At 62.7% G+C, this 16,818-nt stretch carries 15 protein-coding genes; 9 read left to right on the top strand and 6 right to left on the bottom strand.

Features of this window, described 5'->3' with window-relative positions:
- Nucleotides 1-155 precede the first annotated feature (155 nt).
- Nucleotides 156-1,514: an 8-oxoguanine deaminase gene (locus Q7F16_RS29985; RefSeq protein ID WP_409557392.1), complete on the top strand. Its 1,359-nt coding sequence runs from the start codon at nt 156-158 to the stop codon at nt 1,512-1,514.
- Between the two features lie 136 nt (nt 1,515-1,650).
- Here Q7F16_RS29985 and Q7F16_RS29980 read toward each other — a convergent pair whose 3' ends face one another.
- Nucleotides 1,651-2,742, bottom strand: coding sequence for a calcium:proton antiporter (locus tag Q7F16_RS29980; RefSeq protein WP_409557391.1), 1,092 nt, complete (start codon nt 2,740-2,742; stop codon nt 1,651-1,653).
- Nucleotides 2,743-3,117: 375 nt separating this feature from the next.
- Here Q7F16_RS29980 and Q7F16_RS29975 point away from each other — a divergent pair, with 375 nt between their 5' ends.
- The 3 genes from Q7F16_RS29975 to Q7F16_RS29965 all read left to right on the top strand — a co-directional run bounded on the left by Q7F16_RS29975 (nt 3,118) and on the right by Q7F16_RS29965 (nt 6,336).
- Nucleotides 3,118-4,200 (top strand): BMP family ABC transporter substrate-binding protein, encoded by a 1,083-nt coding sequence (locus tag Q7F16_RS29975; protein ID WP_046064428.1) that lies wholly within the window; start codon nt 3,118-3,120, stop codon nt 4,198-4,200.
- A gap of 133 nt (nt 4,201-4,333) precedes the next feature.
- Nucleotides 4,334-5,299, top strand: a complete 966-nt coding sequence (locus Q7F16_RS29970) for a 2-oxoglutarate and iron-dependent oxygenase domain-containing protein (protein ID WP_409557390.1) — start codon at nt 4,334-4,336, stop codon at nt 5,297-5,299.
- A gap of 83 nt (nt 5,300-5,382) precedes the next feature.
- Nucleotides 5,383-6,336 carry an adenosine deaminase gene (locus Q7F16_RS29965; protein ID WP_409557389.1) on the top strand — a complete coding sequence of 318 codons (954 nt, stop codon included), beginning with the start codon at nt 5,383-5,385 and terminating at the stop codon, nt 6,334-6,336.
- A gap of 117 nt (nt 6,337-6,453) precedes the next feature.
- On the opposite strand, the gene Q7F16_RS29960 is transcribed toward Q7F16_RS29965, so the two are convergent.
- The 3 genes from Q7F16_RS29960 to Q7F16_RS29950 all read right to left on the bottom strand — a co-directional run bounded on the left by Q7F16_RS29960 (nt 6,454) and on the right by Q7F16_RS29950 (nt 9,754).
- On the bottom strand, nt 6,454-7,836 hold the full coding sequence (locus Q7F16_RS29960; RefSeq protein WP_046064418.1) for an MFS transporter: 1,383 nt from the start codon (nt 7,834-7,836) through the stop codon (nt 6,454-6,456).
- A gap of 112 nt (nt 7,837-7,948) precedes the next feature.
- Nucleotides 7,949-8,683, bottom strand: a complete 735-nt coding sequence (locus tag Q7F16_RS29955) for an ArsR/SmtB family transcription factor (protein WP_409557388.1) — start codon at nt 8,681-8,683, stop codon at nt 7,949-7,951.
- A gap of 141 nt (nt 8,684-8,824) precedes the next feature.
- A complete protein-coding gene (locus Q7F16_RS29950) occupies nt 8,825-9,754 on the bottom strand; it encodes a LysR family transcriptional regulator (RefSeq protein WP_186652496.1) in 930 nt (309 codons plus the stop codon).
- Between the two features lie 113 nt (nt 9,755-9,867).
- Between Q7F16_RS29950 and Q7F16_RS29945 the strand changes: the two genes are divergently transcribed.
- Nucleotides 9,868-10,881, top strand: coding sequence for a zinc-binding alcohol dehydrogenase family protein (locus Q7F16_RS29945; protein WP_046064415.1), 1,014 nt, complete (start codon nt 9,868-9,870; stop codon nt 10,879-10,881).
- 217 nt (nt 10,882-11,098) lie between these two features.
- Complete coding sequence (locus tag Q7F16_RS29940; protein WP_014336412.1) at nt 11,099-11,269, top strand: hypothetical protein; 171 nt, start codon at nt 11,099-11,101, stop codon at nt 11,267-11,269.
- 1 nt (nt 11,270) lies between these two features.
- Here the strand turns inward: Q7F16_RS29940 and Q7F16_RS29935 are convergent, their stop codons facing one another.
- Entirely contained in the window at nt 11,271-12,473 is a 1,203-nt protein-coding gene (locus Q7F16_RS29935) for a multidrug effflux MFS transporter (RefSeq protein WP_046064414.1), read from the bottom strand.
- A gap of 95 nt (nt 12,474-12,568) precedes the next feature.
- On the bottom strand, nt 12,569-12,766 hold the full coding sequence (locus tag Q7F16_RS29930) for a heavy-metal-associated domain-containing protein (RefSeq protein WP_186652495.1): 198 nt from the start codon (nt 12,764-12,766) through the stop codon (nt 12,569-12,571).
- Between the two features lie 148 nt (nt 12,767-12,914).
- On the opposite strand from Q7F16_RS29930, the gene Q7F16_RS29925 reads away from it, so the two are divergent.
- The 3 genes from Q7F16_RS29925 to cueR all read left to right on the top strand — a co-directional run bounded on the left by Q7F16_RS29925 (nt 12,915) and on the right by cueR (nt 16,281).
- Nucleotides 12,915-13,298, top strand: a complete 384-nt coding sequence (locus tag Q7F16_RS29925; RefSeq protein WP_018603226.1) for a hypothetical protein — start codon at nt 12,915-12,917, stop codon at nt 13,296-13,298.
- Nucleotides 13,299-13,489: 191 nt separating this feature from the next.
- Nucleotides 13,490-15,883 (top strand): heavy metal translocating P-type ATPase, encoded by a 2,394-nt coding sequence (locus tag Q7F16_RS29920; protein ID WP_409557387.1) that lies wholly within the window; start codon nt 13,490-13,492, stop codon nt 15,881-15,883.
- Nucleotides 15,880-16,281 (top strand): Cu(I)-responsive transcriptional regulator, encoded by a 402-nt coding sequence (gene cueR, locus Q7F16_RS29915; RefSeq protein ID WP_014336407.1) that lies wholly within the window; start codon nt 15,880-15,882, stop codon nt 16,279-16,281. The genes Q7F16_RS29920 and cueR overlap by 4 nt, the downstream gene beginning before the upstream one ends.
- Nucleotides 16,282-16,818: the final 537 nt, after the last annotated feature.

The raw sequence follows: 16,818 nt of genomic DNA, 5'->3' as shown, positions 1-16,818 counted from the left end.
TCTCCTACATAGGAACCTGAGTTGGGCACTGGAAATGCGTCCGGCAACCTGAGTAAACTCCCCTCCTCGCCCTCCCCACCGGGCGACCCTGGATCAGCAGACAGGGCATCACTGAGCTGGCTAACCTGAACCCACTTTCAGAGGAGCCGGCCACCATGCCTGCGACCCGTACCTGGTTAAAAAATCCCCTCGCCATTTTCACGGCCAACGACCTCGATGCCCGTGGCGGCCTCGTCCTGCAGGACGGTGTGATCGTCGAACTGCTCAGCGCCGGCCAGCAACCCGCCCAGCCCTGTGACGACATCTTCGACGCGCGCGAGCATGTGATCCTGCCGGGGTTGATCAACACCCACCATCACTTCTACCAGACCCTGACCCGCGCCTGGGCGCCGGTGGTGAACCAGCCGTTGTTTCCCTGGCTGAAGACCCTCTACCCGGTGTGGGCGCGGCTGACCCCGGAAAAACTTGCCCTGGCCAGCAAAGTGGCCTTGGCCGAGTTGCTGCTGTCGGGCGGCACCACGGCGGCCGACCACCATTACCTGTTTCCCGAAGGCCTGGAAAATGCCATCGACGTGCAGGTGCAGAGTGTTCGTGAACTGGGCATGCGCGCGATGCTGACCCGCGGTTCCATGAGCCTGGGCGAAGCCGACGGTGGCTTGCCGCCGCAGCAGACCGTGCAGCAGGGCCAGGTGATTCTCGACGACAGCCAGCGCTTGATCGCCGAGTACCACGAGCGCGGCGACGGCGCGCAGATCCAGATTGCCCTGGCGCCCTGCTCACCGTTTTCGGTCACGCCGCAGATCATGAGCGCCAGCGCCGAACTGGCGGAAAAGCTCGACGTACGCCTGCACACGCACCTGGCTGAAACCCTCGATGAAGAAGCGTTTTGCCTGCAACGCTTTGGCCTGCGCACCGTGGACTACCTGGACAGCGTCGGCTGGCTTGGCCCGCGTACCTGGCTGGCCCATGGCATCCATTTCAACCCGGATGAAATCGCCCGTCTCGGCGCCGCCGGCACCGGCATCTGTCACTGCCCGAGTTCGAACATGCGCCTGGCCTCGGGCATTTGCCCGACCCTGGAGCTGACCGCCGCCGGCGCTCCCGTGGGCCTGGGGGTAGACGGTTCGGCGTCCAACGATGCCTCGAACATGATCCTCGAAACCCGCCAGGCGCTGTACATCCAGCGCCTGCGCTACGGCGCGCAAGCGATCACGCCGGAGCGCGTGCTGGGCTGGGCGACCCGGGGCTCAGCGCAACTGCTCGGGCGCAGCGATATCGGCGAACTGGCGGTGGGCAAACAGGCCGACCTGGCGCTGTTCATGCTCGATGAGCTGCGCTTCTCCGGCAGCCACGATCCGATTTCCGCACTGCTGCTGTGCGGCGCGGACCGGGCGGATCGGGTGATGATCGGCGGACATTGGCGGGTGATCGACGGGCAGGTCGAGGGATTGGACTTGAAGGGCCTGATTGCCGATCACAGCCAGGCGGCGCGGGAATTGATCGCCGGCACCTGACCGGACGCCATCGCGGGCAAGCCTTGCTCCCACAGATTTTCATGATTCCCACAGACTTGCATGATTCCCACAGACTTGCATGAGTCCCACAGACTTGCAGTGATCTGTGGGAGCAAGGCTTGCCCGCGATGCTCTTCTAGAGACCCAGCAGGGACAACATGATGAATGTCGCAAACAACACAAAATGGGTCATGCCTTCGATGGCATTGGTTTCGCCGTCGTTGAGGTTGATCGCGCTGACGATCAGGGTGATGAAGATCATCACCGTCTGCACCGGGGTCATTGCCATCTGGAACGGCTGGCCGGTGTAGAGGGCCATGGCTTCCATAATGGGCACAGTGAGGATCACGGTGGACAGCGAAGCCCCCAGTGCGATATTCACCACCGACTGCATGCGATTGGCGAGGGCGGCGCGCAGGGCGGTGAGGATTTCCGGTGCGGCGGAGATGGCGGCCACCAGGATCGCCGTGACCACCGGCGGTGCCCCCGAACCTTCCAGCCCCAGGTCGAGGGTCTTGGACATGACTTCGGCCAGGGCGCCGATCACCACCACGCCAAACACCAGCGCGCCGATGGAAAGCATCAGGCTGATGGGTTGCGGTTCGTTTTCCACCGGCTCTTTATTGCGGCGTTTTTCCGGGTAGCTGTAGCTGAAGAAGTAACTGTGGGGCCCGACCTGCATGCGCAGGAACAAGGTGTACAGCACGATCATCGCGCCGATGGTAAAGGCCGAATAGATTTTCCAGCTCTCGCGGGGAATGAACTCCGGCACCACCATCGATACCCCCATGGCGGTGAGAATCATCACGCTGTAAGTGCGCGCCGAATCGTCGTTGTAAGCCTGCTCGCCATGCTTGATCCCGCCCATCAGCGCCGCGAGCCCGAGGATGCCGTTGATGTCGAGCATCACCGCCGAGTAGATCGTGTCCCGCACCAACGTCGACGAAGCCTCGTTGCTCATCATGATCGCCAGGATCACCACCTCCACCAGTACCGCCGACAGCGTCAGGATCATGGTGCCGTAGGGATCACCGACCTTTTCCGCCAGCAGTTCGGCGTGATGGGCCACGCGCATGGACGCCGCGACGATGAAACCGATCAGGACCAGGCCGCCGGTCAACGCCACCACCTGCCCGCTGCCCAGCAGCCAGTGCTCCAGCGGATAGGCAATACACGCGGCGATCAGCGCCAGCAACAGCAGTTTTTCTTGCTTGAGCAAAGTGAGCATCGCGGGCCTGTCACCGTGGGCGGGGTCATGAGTTACTGACTATAGGGGGCGGTGAACGTTTCGTTCGGGGTGATGCACCAGGGGGTGGCGCTTGCAGGCAGGGTGCACCTTTATTGTTCTCAAGGGCCTCATCGCGGGCAAGCCTTGCTCCCACAGGTATTGCGTCGCACTTGTGAAGCAAGCTTGCCTTCCCATGAGGTTGGGCTGCCCATCTGTCGGGGCAGGCCGGATTTCACATGGTTTGGCCTTGCACTTGTGGGAGCAAGGCTTGCCCGCGATGGCTGCATCAAGGTGTTAACTATTTGTTGTCTTGTTGGTCAGCATTTTGCATTGATGCAGCACAGCCAACCTCACAACAAAATGGAGTTCGAGTTCATGCACAAACGCCCCTTGAAGAAGTTGCTTTGCGCCGTCGTCGCCGCCGTCGGCCTGGGCGCCGGCCTGAATGCCAGTGCCGCCGACCCGCTGAAGGTCGGCTTCGTCTACATCGGCCCGATCGGCGACCACGGCTGGACCTATCAGCATGAACAAGGGCGCAAGGAGCTGGCGGCGAAATTCGGCGAGCAGATCACCACCAACTACGTGGAAAACGTGCCGGAGGGTGCCGACGCCGAGCGGGTGATCCGCAACATGGCCAAGGACAAATACGACCTGATCTTCACCACCTCCTTCGGCTACATGAACCCGACGCTCAAGGTCGCCAAGCAATTTCCCAAGGTGATCTTCGAACACGCCACCGGCTACAAGCAGGACAAGAACCTGGGCACGTACCTGGCTCGCACTTACGAGGGTCGCTACGTCGGCGGCTTCCTCGCGGCCAAGATGACCAAGACCAAGAAGATCGGCTACGTTGCCTCCTTCCCGATCCCGGAAGTCATCCGCGACATCAACGCCATCCAACTGGCCCTGAACAAGTACAACCCCGGTACCGAAATCAAAGTGGTGTGGGTCAACTCCTGGTTCGACCCGGGCAAGGAAGCCGACGCCGCCAACGCGCTGATCGACCAGGGCGTGGACGTGGTGTTCCAGCACACCGACAGCCCGGCGCCAATCCAGGCTGCCGAGCGACGCGGCGTCTATGCGGTGGGCTACGCTTCGGACATGGCTCACTTCGGGCCCAAGGCGGTGCTGACGTCCATCGTCAATGACTGGGGCCCGCATTACATCCAGGCGACCCAGAGCGTGCTCGACCATAGCTGGAAATCCCAGGACTACTGGGGTGGCCTGAAGGAAGGCACGGTGAAACTGCCGATCAGCGACCTGGTGCCGGCAGCGGTCAAGGGCGAAGCCGAGCAGATCATCGCCGACATCGAGAGCGGCGCCTTCCATCCGTTCACCGGCCCGATCAAGGACCAGGCCGGCGTCGAGAAAATCCCCGCGGGCGTGAGCGCCACCAACGCGGAACTGGCGTCGATGAATTATTACGTGGAAGGCATGAAGGCTGAGATTCCGAAATAGCCCTCAGCCCAAAAACCAACCCAAAACCCATTGTGGGAGCGAGCTTGCTCGCGATAGCGGTCCGGCATATACACCGTCATCGCGAGCAAGCTCGCTCCCACATGGGGTGCCTATTTAAAGTCAGGAAAGCAGTATGAACAGCCTTCCCATCATCGACATCAGCCCGCTCTACGGCGATGAAGCCGGCGCCTGGCAAACCGTCGCCGAACAGATCGACCGCGCCTGCCGCCAATGGGGCTTTTTCTACATCAAGGGCCATCCCATCACTCCGGCGCGCATCGCCGAGGTACTGGGCAGTGCCCAACGCTTCTTTGGCCTGCCCGTCGAAGAAAAACTCAAGATCGACATCACCCAGACCCGCCACCACCGTGGCTATGGCGCCGTCGCCACCGAACAACTGGACCCGACCAAGCCCAGCGACCTGAAGGAAACCTTCGACATGGGCCTGCACCTGCCGGCCGATCACCCGGAAGTGCTGGCGGAAAAACCCCTGCGTGGCCCGAACCGCCACCCCGACCTGATTGGCTGGGAAGCCTTGATGGAGCAGCATTACCGCGACATGCAGGCGCTTGCGCAAACCCTGCTGCGAGCCATGACCCTGGCCCTGGGTATCGAGCGGGACTTTTTCGACACGCGCTTCAACGAACCGGTCAGCGTGCTGCGCCTGATCCACTACCCGCCCCGCGACACCGCCAGCAGCGCCGAGCAGCAAGGTGCCGGCGCCCATACCGATTATGGTTGCATCACCCTGCTCTACCAGGACGCCGCCGGCGGCCTGCAAGTGCGCAACGTCGACGGCCAGTGGATCGACGCGCCGCCCCTCGACGGCACCTTCGTGGTCAATCTCGGCGACATGATGGCGCGCTGGAGCAACGACCGTTACCTGTCCACGCCGCATCGGGTGATCAGCCCACTGGGGGTGGACCGGTACTCGATGCCGTTCTTTGCCGAGCCGCACCCCGACACGCTGATCCAATGCCTGCCCGGTTGCCAGGATGACGCCCACCCGCCAAAGTACCCAACGACTACCTGCGCCGAATTCCTGTTGTCGCGCTTCGCCGACACCTATGCTTACCGGCGAGAGCCGCTCGCCGTGTAGTGGATCAGCCGGTCAGGTTTTACCCGACAGGGCGGCCAGCGCCTGTAGAATGCCCGCCATCGATTCGCTGATGAGAAAAGACCATGTACGACTGGCTGAACGCCCTGCCCAAGGCTGAACTGCACCTGCACCTGGAAGGCTCGCTGGAGCCCGAGTTGCTGTTCGCCCTGGCCGAACGCAACAAGATCGCCCTGCCGTGGAGCGACGTCGATACCCTGCGCAAGGCCTATGCCTTCAACAACCTGCAGGAATTCCTCGACCTGTATTACCAGGGCGCCGATGTGCTGCGCACCTCCCAGGATTTCTACGACCTGACCTGGGCCTACCTGTTGCGTTGCAAGGCGCAGAACGTGATCCACACCGAACCGTTCTTCGACCCGCAGACCCACACCGACCGTGGTATCCCGTTCGAAGTGGTGCTCAACGGCATCGCCGCCGCCCTCAAGGACGGTGAGCAGCAACTGGGCATCACCAGCGGCCTGATCCTGAGTTTCCTGCGCCACCTGAGCGAAGAACGAGCCGAGAAGACCCTCGACCAGGCGCTGCCATTCCGCGAGGCCTTCGTGGCCGTGGGCCTGGACAGTTCGGAAATGGGCCATCCACCGAGCAAGTTCCAACGGGTATTCGACCGCGCGCGCAACGAAGGCTTCCTGACCGTCGCCCACGCCGGCGAAGAAGGCCCGCCCGAGTACATCTGGGAAGCCCTGGACCTGCTGAAGATCCAACGCATCGACCATGGCGTGCGAGCCATCGAAGACGAGCGGCTGATGCAGCGGATCATCGACGAGCAGATTCCATTGACCGTGTGTCCGCTGTCCAACACCAAGCTGTGCGTATTCGACGACATGTCGCAGCACAACATCCTCGACATGCTCGAGCGCGGCGTGAAAGTGACGGTGAACTCCGATGACCCGGCGTACTTCGGCGGCTACGTCACCGAGAACTTCCACGCGCTGTATACCCACCTGGGCATGACCCAGGACCAGGCCAAGCGCCTGGCCCAGAACAGCCTGGATGCGCGCCTGGTAAAACCTTAGGCCCGACAATCAACCCTGTGGGAGCGAGCTTGCTCGCGATCGTGGTGTATCAGGCGACATTGATGCCGAATGCCAGACCGCTATCGCGAGCAAGCTCGCTCCCACAGGAGATAGTATTTAGTCGGCGACTATCGCCTCGCTCAACTCCTCCAACGTCTTGCCCCGCGTCTCCATCCCGAACAACCAGACCACCCCTGCCGCCACGGCGAAGCACAGCGCACCCAAGGCGAACACGCCACCCTGGCCAGTGATGGGAAAGACCAGCCCGGTCACCAGCGGGCCGAGCAGCGAACCGACGCGTCCCACCGCCGAAGCAAACCCCGAGCCGGTGGCCCGGGCCGAGGTGGGGTACAGCTCCGGCGTGTAGGTGTAGAGCACCGCCCACATGCCGAACAGGAAAAACTGCATCAGCAAGCCGGTACCGATCAGCAGGCCGACGTTGCCGCCAAACACCGCGCTCTGCCCATACAGAAACGCCATCGCCCCACCGCCCAGCAACGTGATGACGCACACCGGTTTGCGCCCCCAGCGCTCCACCAGCCAGGCCGCCATCAAGAAGCCGGGAATCCCGCCCAGGGAAATCAGCACGGTGTAATACACCGACTGGGTCACCGCGAACCCCGACTGCTGCAACAACGCACTGAGCCAGGACGTCAGGCCGTAGAAACCGAGCAAGGCAAAGAACCAGACGCTCCAGATCATCATCGTGCGCTGGCGGTACAGCGGTGACCAGATCTGCGCCAGGGCCGAAAAGAAATTACCCGGCGTACTCTCAACCCTTGGCAAACGGATCGGCTCCGGCAGGCTCTGATGCCCCAGCGAGGCCCGGACCTTGTCTTCGATTCGCTTGAGCACCGCGTCCGCTTCATCACCCCGGCCGGCCTGTTCCAGCCAGCGCGGCGACTCGGGAATGAAGAAACGAATCGCCAGGACAAACACCGCCGGCACCGCCAGCACCAAAAAGATGTCGCGCCAGCCGATCACCGGCAGCAGAAAATACGACAGCACCCCCGCCGCCACGAAACCCAGCGGCCAGAAGCCATCCATCAAGGCGATGTAGCGGCCCCGACGCTTGGCCGGGATCAGCTCCGAAAGCATCGACTGGGCAATCGGAAATTCCATGCCCATACCGATGCCAAGCAGGATGCGAAACAGCGTCAAGGTCTCGATGTCCTGGGCCGTGGAGCACAAGTAACTGGCAATGCCCCACAGCACGATGCTCCACTGGAACACCGGTTTGCGCCCGAAACGATCGGCCAGCATGCCCGACAGCGACGCCCCTACCACCATGCCGAAGAAGCTGGAGCTGGCGAGCAAACCGGCCTGGGCCGTGCTCAGGCCGAACTCGGCTTTGATCGATCCCAACAGGAACGTCATCATCGCCAGGTCCATGGAGTCGAAGAAAAACGCCAGGGCGATGATGATGAAGATGACCCGGTGGTAACCGCTGATGGGTAACCGTTCCAGGCGTTCCGCCGCGCTGTAGCCGTGAGTGTCCATGCTGCCTCCCCCAATCCGATAATTCCCCGGACCGAGTGTGCGCGAACCTCGCAGGTGGCTATTGCTGAATACGACCTGCCGACAGCCCTGAGCGACGCATCGGGAGCGTTCCCTAGATTGCCATCTCCACCGTGTCCTGCCGGGCGAACCGGTGGATTTCCTGCTGGCCGAGCGTCGTCACCTGCAGGGCTCGCGAATCGTTGGGCAAGCTCAGCCAACCCGACTGCATGAACAGTTGCAGCAAGGCCGCCCCCAGCGCGCCCCCCAGGTGTGGACGCCGCTCGCTCCAGTCCGGGCAGGCACAGGCAATGCGGGCGTTGCGATGGGCCAGGGCCTGGATGAACAGACCACGTTCGGCCAACTGATTGGCGCCTTTGTGGGTGACGATCACCCGCTGCTCGAACTGCTCGATCCACCCGGCATCCAGCAGGCGCTGGTACAGGTCCGCCGCCAGGGTGCCCCCCAGGTGATCGTCGCAAAGCCTGGCCCGCATCAACGACGCGGGAGCCGACGGCGCTCTGGTCGGCATGACCCGGCGCTTGAAGACGTCTGGAATCTGCCGCGGCGTACTGACCAGCGTCGCGCTGGCCAGCGCTTCGACGGCAGCACCGATTTCAGGCGCTGCCAGGCGGAAAAACCGCTTGCGGCCCCGGGCTTCGACTTTCAACAGGCCTCCGGCGGACAGGCGTCCCAGATGCGCGTTGGCCGAGGACGGCGACAACCCGGCGAGCAACGCCAACTCCTCGGCCTGGCGGGCCGTACCGTCCATCAAGGCCCACATCATTGCGCTGCGCTTGGGGTCAGCCAGCAGCGTGGCGATCTGGCTGATGCAAGGTGCATGTTCCATGTATTCACTCCCTGTTGAATCATTCGTCTACTGCTCTGGCGCAGGCGGTCGCTAGTATAAGCGGGGCGGTCGAGCTTTCCTGTCCTCCGGAAACCTTTGGAGGCGATTGTTCCTGAGGGAAAATTCTCTATTTGCCCGCGACTAATGGCCGGCCCCCGTCGAGAGTGGAAAACGAGCCGTCAACTCACCGCAGCGGGCCTTGAGCATGTCCCGCAAAAGGTTGATGGGCTTGCTCAATTGCGCCCGGTGGGCACACAGCAGATTGAGGGGCGCGCGTTCGCATTGCAGGTGCGGCAAGAGGATTTTCAAGCGTCCGGCCAGCACGTCGGTGGACACATCCAGCCACGATTTATAGGCAATCCCGGCACCCGCCACCGCCCAGCGCCGCACCACATCGGCGTCGTCACTGAAACGGTCGCCACTGACGGTGAGGCTCACTTCCCGTTTGCCGTCATGAAAACCCCATCGGTCATGGACCCGACTGCCAAGCATGTACAACAGGCAGTTGTGCTGGGCCAATTGTTCCAGCTGATGGGGTTCACCCTGGCGAGCCAGATAGTCCGGCGACGCGCATAACACCCGGCGGTTATCCGCGGCAATGGGCAAGGCGACCAGGCTTGAATCTTCCGGCTCGCCATAACGCAAGGCGATGTCCACCGGCTGCTTGAACAGATCGGCCATGCGATCGCCCAGCAACAGCCGCACCGTCAGCCCGGGGTGCTCGCGCTGGAACGCGTCCAGCCAGGGCAGCAGCAGGTTGCGTCCCAGGTCCGACGGTGCGGACAACTGCAACACCCCACTGACCTGATCCTGGCCGCTGGTCAACAACCGCCGGCCTTCGTCAAGGCTGCTCAATGCAGCCCGGGCATATTCGAGAAAACCCTCACCTTCGGCCGTCAGGCGCAGGCTACGGGTGGAACGGGCCAACAGCCGCGCGCCGAGGTGCTGCTCGATCCGTTTCAACGCGGCACTGGCCACCGCCGCCGACAGGTCCATGACCCTGGCCGCAGCCGAAAGACTGCCCAGGTCCGCCGCCCGGACAAACAACTGCAAGTCATCGAAGCGAAGCATGACGACTCCATTATCAAAAAATTATTGAAAGAGCCTGTTCTTTTAGCCGGTTTTATCTCGACGATAAATAGCTAAACATGGCCTTCATCGAACTCATCTCACGGAGCCGCTTCATGAAAGCCATCGCCTACTACCACTCATTGCCCATCACCGACCCGCAATCGCTCCAGGACATAGAGCTGCCGGAACCGGTCGCCGGTCCCAGGGACCTGCTGGTAGAGGTCAAGGCTATTTCGGTCAACCCGGTAGACACCAAGGTCCGCCAGAACGTCCAGCCCGAAGACGGCGCAGCCAAGGTGCTGGGCTGGGACGTGGCCGGCGTGGTCAAGGCAGTGGGCAGCGAGGTCACGCTGTTCAAGGCCGGGGACCAGGTGTTCTACGCCGGTTCCATCGCCCGGGCCGGCGGCAACAGCGAGTTGCACGTAGTGGATGAGCGCATCGTCGGCCACATGCCCAAAACCCTTGGTTTCGCCGAAGCGGCGGCGCTGCCGCTGACGGCCATTACCGCCTGGGAGTTGTTGTTCGAGCGCCTGCAAATCCAGGAAGGCCAAAGCGACCTGGGCCAGAGCCTGTTGATCGTCGGCGCTGCGGGCGGCGTGGGTTCGATCCTGACGCAACTGGCCAGCCAACTCACCGGGCTGCAGGTGATTGGCACCGCGTCCCGTGTGCAGACCCAGGATTGGGTACGCAACCTGGGGGCCGACCTGGTGATCGACCACAGCCAGCCATTGAGCGAGGTGTTGAAAGAAGCGGGCCAGCCCCAGGTGACTCACGTCGCCAGCCTGACCCAGACCGACCAGCATCTGGACCAGTTGGTCGAAGCCCTCGCGCCCCAGGGCAAACTGGCGCTGATCGACGATCCCAAGGCGCTGGACGTGACCAAGCTCAAGCGCAAGAGCCTGTCGTTGCATTGGGAATTCATGTACACCCGCTCCCTGTTCGAGACGGCCGACATGCTTGAACAACACAAACTGCTCAACCGCGTGGCCGCCCTGATCGACGCCGGCACGCTAAAGACCACGGTTGGCGAGCATTTCGGCACCATCAACGCCGAGAACCTGCGCCGGGCGCATGCCTTGCTGGAAAGCGGCAAGTCCAAGGGCAAGATTGTGCTCGAGGGCTTCTGACCCGCGATGAGGGCCTGGCGCTTGTGGGAGCAAAGCTTGCTCGCGATGGAGGCACCGCGGTTCTCTATGAAACCGCGTCGCCTCCATCGCGAGCAAGCTTTGCTCCCACAAAAAACCATGCCGTCAGTCCGAGAATTGATCCTTGTCACAATTGCGATCGCATTCGGGTCTACACTCGAGGCCTTTGCAACGCAATCTTTTCGTGAGGAGGTCAGCAATGAAGATCCTGATAAAAGAAGTGGCAAAATCCCAATGGCAAGTGCGCCTTGACCAGCACGTCGTCACCTTCCGTACCGAGGCCGAAGCCCAGGCCTTCGCCAACACTCTGCAAGCGCGGATCCTCGCGCCCCATCATTTCCCCGAACAACAGCAGCGCGCGGCCGGCTGAGTCAGCCTTCGCGACTGGCCTGGGCCAGCGCCCGGGCATTTTGCAGGCGACGGGTCAGCATCGCTGCGCCCACCACCAACAGCCCGCAAAGGCTGATGACCAGCGCCATTGGCACGGCGGTGCCGTCATGCAGCGCCGCCACCAACGCAGCGGCCCCGGCGGCCACGGAAAATTGCAGGCATCCCAGCATCGCCGAAGCACTGCCGGCTCGGGCGCCCTGCCCATTCATGGCGCATGCCGAGGCGTTGGGAAGGATGCACCCCAGGCTGGCGATGCAGATAAACAGCGGAACCAGCAGCGGCCACAACTGCGCAGGTTGCAATGAACTGACGGCCAGCAGGCTCAGCCCTGCGCCCAGGTAGACCCATACCGCGCGGGTCAGCAGGAACGCCGGGCCGCGCTTGGACAGCAGCCGGGCGTTGACCTGGGCAACCAGGATGAAGCCCGCCGCGTTGGTGCCGAACAGCCATCCGAAGTGTTCGGCCGGTACCCCGTAAAGCTTGATGAAGACGAAAGGCGAGCCGGCGATGTAGGCAAACATCCCAGCGATAGCGATGCCCCCCGTCAGCGCATGGCCGAGGTAGACGGCGTCGGTCAATAACCGGCCATATTGGCGCAACGCCCCCGACAACGGTTGCCGAGGCACATGGTCCGGCAAGCTTTCCGGCAGCCACAAGGCCACCGCCGTCGACGCCAATGCGCTGAACACGGTCAGGGCAATGAAGATCGATTGCCAGCCATGCAGGTTCACCAGCAGCCCACCCAGCATCGGCGCGAGAATCGGCGCCAGGCCCATCACCAGCATCAACTGCGAAAATACCTTGGCCGACCCCACCGCGTCGCATTTGTCGCTGACCACCGCCCGCGAGATCACCATCCCGGCGCATCCACCCAGGGCCTGGACGAAGCGGGCGCCGATCAGCCATTCGAGGTTCGGCGCGTAGGCGCAGGCCAGGGACGCCAACGTGAACAAACCGACCCCGGTCAGCAATGGAATGCGCCGTCCGAAGCGATCCGCCACCGGCCCATAAGCCAGTTGCCCGATGGACAAGCCGAGGAAATAAGCCGCCAGGGTCAACTGGATGTGTTTTTCATCGGTACCGAAGGCCGTGGCCATCGCAGGGAAGGCGGGCAGGTAGAAGTCGATCGCCAAGGGACCGAAAGCGCTCAAGGCGCCAAGAATCAGAATGGTACGGAGGTTCATCGGGCGTCCAGCTCAGGCGTCGTTCGACAGCCCGACAGTCTAGCCGTGCCGGGCGCGCTTGAACATTCCGATAGGTCGCTAACGATTAAAAAATTTCAGGCGACACTGGCCTCATAGCCCTCCTCCTTGATGGCCGCGAGCACGGCATCGGCCGGCAACGAACTCTGGACCTGGACAGTCTTGGCACCCAGGTCGATTTGCACGTCGGCCGCCGGGTCCTTGGCCTGGACAGCCTGGGTGATGGCCTTGACGCAGTGACCGCAGGACATGCCTTGGACAATGAAAGTGTGCATGAGATGACTCCTTGGGATTGAGGTTGCCAGCAGTCTCAAGCTTGCCATCATGGCAAGGTCAAGTTCTGACAAAAACTGCCGGGCTGGCAATCGGCATCGCGCTCAGCCAAGCTGCACGCATCAAGGATTTAACACCGGAGGTTCAGCCATGCGCTGGTCAGCGTTCAGCCTGTTTTGCATGCTCGGTTTTTCAGCGGTGGCGCCCCAGGCCTCGGCCGCTGGCGAAGACTATGGCGTGGTGATCATTTCCCGCGAGCGCCTGGAAGTGTCGACCAATTGCGAAATCGGCATCTACATCCAGGATCAGCTCTCGGCCAGGCTGTTCCAGGAGCAAAGCACCTCGTTCAACCTGCCACCGGGCCAGTTTTCCTTGCGCCTGAAATTGCTCCCGGGACAGGCGCCGGGGTGCAACCCGGGCATGCTCGCGCCTGGGTCGCAGAACATCACCCTCAGGGCCGGAGACATCTTGAAGTTCCGCATCGCCATGAATGAACAAGGCATGTACCTCAAGCAGGCTGGGCTCGGTTACTGATACACCACTTGCCCCGGTGGGCAAGCTTTGTGGGAGCAAAGCTTGCTCGCGATCCAGGCGCCGCAGTCATTCAGAAAGCTGCGGTGCTTTTATCGCGGGCAAGCCTTGCTCCCACAAATTGGGATTGGCGCTTGACCTTGCCCGCATGGCAAGGTTGATCCTGTAGTCATTCACTACAGGGAGCCTGACCGATGTCCGAATCCACCACGTTCGATCTACCGATTGCCGGCATGACCTGCGCCAGCTGCGCCGGGCGGGTCGAGCGGGCCTTGAGCAAAGTCACCGGGGCCAGCGCCGTCAGCGTGAACCTGGCGACTGAACTGGCGCGTGTGCAGGCCCCCGAAGGCAGCCTGCCGGCCTTGATGCAGGCCGTCGAACAGGCCGGCTATAGCGTTCCCGTGCAAACCCTGGAGCTGAACATCGACGGGATGACCTGTGCCTCCTGTGTCGGCCGGGTCGAACGCGCCCTGGGCAAGGTCGATGGCGTGAACAGGGTCAGCGTCAACCTTGCCAATGAGCGGGCCCACCTCGAACTGCTCGGCCAGGTGGAGCCGCAAACCCTGATCGATGCGGTCAAGCGCGCCGGCTATGACGCCACTGTCTGGCAGGCCGAACAGCCCGCTGACACGCAGGCCAATCGCCTGAACCGTGAACGCCTGGTATTGGTGCTGGCGATTCTACTGTCCATACCGCTGGTGTTACCCATGCTGCTGCAGCCGTTCGGCGTGCATTGGATGCTCCCGGCCTGGGTGCAGTTCGCCCTGGCCACGCCGGTGCAATTCATCTTCGGTGCACGTTTCTACGTCGCCGCCTTCAAGGCCGTGCGTGCCGGTGCCGGGAACATGGACTTGCTGGTGGCCCTGGGCACCAGCGCCGGCTACGGCCTGAGCCTTTATGAATGGGTGATCGCCCGCCCTGGTGGCATGCCGCACCTGTATTTCGAAGCCTCGGCCGTGGTGATCGCCCTGGTACTGCTCGGCAAATACCTGGAAAGTCGCGCCAAGCGGCAAACCGCCAGCGCCATCCGCGCCCTCGAAGCCTTGCGCCCGGAGCGGGCGATCCAGGTGGTCGATGGTCAGGAGCGGGACGTTGCCATCAGCGCCCTGCGCTTGAATGACCTGGTCCTGGTCAAGCCCGGCGAACGCTTCCCGGTGGACGGCGAAGTGCTGGAAGGTCAGAGCCACGCCGACGAAGCGCTGATCAGCGGCGAAAGCCTGCCGGTGCCCAAACAGCCCGGCGACAAAGTCACTGGCGGTGCCATCAACGGCGAAGGCCGGCTGCTGGTACGCACGCTGGCCCTGGGTACCGAAACCGTCCTGGCGCGCATCATCCGCCTGGTAGAAGATGCCCAGGCGGCCAAGGCCCCGATTCAGAAACTGGTGGATAAAGTCAGCCAGGTCTTCGTACCGGTGGTGCTGGTGCTGGCCCTGGCGACGCTGATTGGTTGGTGGCTGTACGGTGCGCCGCTGGAAACCGCGCTGATCAACGCCGTCGCCGTGCTGGTGATTGCCTGCCCCTGCGCCCTGGGCCTGGCGACGCCCACGGCGATCATGGCTGGCACCGGCGTGGCCGCGCGCCACGGGATTCTGATCAAGGACGCCGAGGCCCTGGAGCGCGCCCATGAAGTCGACACCGTGGTGTTCGACAAGACTGGCACCCTGACCTCCGGCACGCCGCGCATCGCCCACTTGACGGCTCTGGAGGGAGATGAAAACGCGCTGCTGAAAATGGCCGGCGCCCTGCAACGCGGCAGTGAGCACCCTCTCGCCAAAGCCGTGTTGGACACCTGCGTCGAGCGCGGCCTGGACGTGGCGGATGTCAGCGACAGTCAGTCCCTGGCTGGACGCGGTATCGCCGGCAGCCTTGACGGGCGCCGCCTGGCCCTGGGCAATCGACGCCTGCTGGACGAACTGGGCCTGGAGCCCGGCTCGCTGGCCGAGTCGGCACAGGCCTGGGAGACCGAAGGCCGCACGCTGTCCTGGCTGATCGAACAAGGCGCGACGCCTCGGGTGCTCGGCCTGTTCGCCTTCGGTGACACCCTCAAGCCCGGCGCCCTCGCCGCGGTACAGGCCTTGAATGAACAGCACATCGCCAGCCACTTGCTCACCGGCGACAACCAAGGCAGCGCCCGGGTGGTGGCCCAGGCGCTGGGGATCTCCAATGTCCATGCCGAGGTATTGCCAGCGGATAAATCCGCCATCGTCCAACAGTTGAAGCGCCATTCAGTGGTGGCGATGGTGGGCGACGGCATCAACGACGCCCCAGCCCTGGCCGCCGCCGACATCGGCATTGCCATGGGCGGAGGCACCGACGTGGCGATGCATGCCGCGGGCATCACCCTCATGCGCGGCGATCCACGACTGGTGCCGGCGGCGCTGGACATCAGCCGCAAGACCTACGCCAAGATCCGCCAGAACCTGTTCTGGGCGTTCGTCTATAACTTGATCGGCATCCCCCTGGCGGCGTTCGGTTTTCTCAACCCGGTGCTGGCCGGCGCGGCCATGGCGCTGTCGAGCGTCAGCGTGGTGAGCAATGCGTTACTGTTGAAATTCTGGACACCCAAGCAGTTGGAGGACAAGCGATGAACATCGGCCAAGCGGCCCGCCAGAGTGGTCTGAGCGCGAAGATGATCCGCTATTACGAATCCATCGGCCTGCTCAAGGCCGCCCATCGTACCGACAGCGGCTACCGGATCTATGGCGCCGATGACCTGCACACCCTGGCCTTTATCAAGCGCTCCCGCGACTTGGGTTTTTCCCTGGAAGAGGTCGGCAAACTGCTGACCCTCTGGCAAGACCGCCAACGCGCCAGCGCCGACGTCAAGGCCCTGGCCCGGCAGCACATCGAGGAACTGAACCAGAAAATCCGCGAACTGGCCGAACTGCGCGATACCCTGCAAGACCTGGTAGAGCACTGCCATGGCGACCACCGCCCGGATTGCCCGATCCTCAAGGAACTGGCGTCGGGGTGTTGCAAGAGCTGATGCCAACCACCGTCCCCCTGTGGGAGCGAGCCTGCTCGCGATGACGGTGGCACATTCAACATCCATGCAAGCTGACCCACCACTTTCGCGAGCAGGGGATTGGCGGTGAGGCTGATTTTTTTGCGGCTACAAAAAGCACGGCCATTGGGCTAATGCTGTTCACTTAAGCCGTTAGCGGAGATTTGATGTTCCGTTTCGAGGCGTAGTTTTTTACGAGCGGGATTTTGGGTTGGTGTGTATATCCATTTCTGCGGTAACGGCGGCTTAGGGTTCCGCCCTTACGGCGGGTCACTTTTGAGAAGCGCAAAAGTAACCAAAACGCTTCTGCCCCACCACTCGGCACCTCGCCTAGGCTCGGTGTGCCCTCACTCCGGCATTGCTCCGTGGGCCCGCCGCGAAGGGCCATCCATGGCCCAGAGTGTGTAAAAACCGATAAAAACATCGTCGGCACGTAGTGCCGACAGGTGTTAGCCAACTGATTAAAACCTGAAGCGCTCTTGTGGCTCCAAACGGCCCCTACAAGCGCTAGCAAGGCTC

This window comes from Pseudomonas sp. Lb2C2, assembly GCF_052112205.1.
Lineage (GTDB): Bacteria > Pseudomonadota > Gammaproteobacteria > Pseudomonadales > Pseudomonadaceae > Aquipseudomonas > Aquipseudomonas kilonensis.
This window is presented reverse-complemented; position numbering and strand designations above follow the sequence as displayed.

Bases quoted from the DNA above. Each gene is read 5' to 3' on its own strand.
- Q7F16_RS29985 (WP_409557392.1), top strand. From the start codon at position 156: ATGCCTGCGACCCGTACCTGGTTAAAAAATCCCCTCGCCATTTTCACG.
- Q7F16_RS29980 (WP_409557391.1), bottom strand. From the start codon at position 2,742: ATGCTCACTTTGCTCAAGCAAGAAAAACTGCTGTTGCTGGCGCTGATC.
- Q7F16_RS29975 (WP_046064428.1), top strand. From the start codon at position 3,118: ATGCACAAACGCCCCTTGAAGAAGTTGCTTTGCGCCGTCGTCGCCGCC.
- Q7F16_RS29970 (WP_409557390.1), top strand. From the start codon at position 4,334: ATGAACAGCCTTCCCATCATCGACATCAGCCCGCTCTACGGCGATGAA.
- Q7F16_RS29965 (WP_409557389.1), top strand. From the start codon at position 5,383: ATGTACGACTGGCTGAACGCCCTGCCCAAGGCTGAACTGCACCTGCAC.
- Q7F16_RS29960 (WP_046064418.1), bottom strand. From the start codon at position 7,836: ATGGACACTCACGGCTACAGCGCGGCGGAACGCCTGGAACGGTTACCC.
- Q7F16_RS29955 (WP_409557388.1), bottom strand. From the start codon at position 8,683: ATGGAACATGCACCTTGCATCAGCCAGATCGCCACGCTGCTGGCTGAC.
- Q7F16_RS29950 (WP_186652496.1), bottom strand. From the start codon at position 9,754: ATGCTTCGCTTCGATGACTTGCAGTTGTTTGTCCGGGCGGCGGACCTG.
- Q7F16_RS29945 (WP_046064415.1), top strand. From the start codon at position 9,868: ATGAAAGCCATCGCCTACTACCACTCATTGCCCATCACCGACCCGCAA.
- Q7F16_RS29940 (WP_014336412.1), top strand. From the start codon at position 11,099: ATGAAGATCCTGATAAAAGAAGTGGCAAAATCCCAATGGCAAGTGCGC.
- Q7F16_RS29935 (WP_046064414.1), bottom strand. From the start codon at position 12,473: ATGAACCTCCGTACCATTCTGATTCTTGGCGCCTTGAGCGCTTTCGGT.
- Q7F16_RS29930 (WP_186652495.1), bottom strand. From the start codon at position 12,766: ATGCACACTTTCATTGTCCAAGGCATGTCCTGCGGTCACTGCGTCAAG.
- Q7F16_RS29925 (WP_018603226.1), top strand. From the start codon at position 12,915: ATGCGCTGGTCAGCGTTCAGCCTGTTTTGCATGCTCGGTTTTTCAGCG.
- Q7F16_RS29920 (WP_409557387.1), top strand. From the start codon at position 13,490: ATGTCCGAATCCACCACGTTCGATCTACCGATTGCCGGCATGACCTGC.
- cueR (WP_014336407.1), top strand. From the start codon at position 15,880: ATGAACATCGGCCAAGCGGCCCGCCAGAGTGGTCTGAGCGCGAAGATG.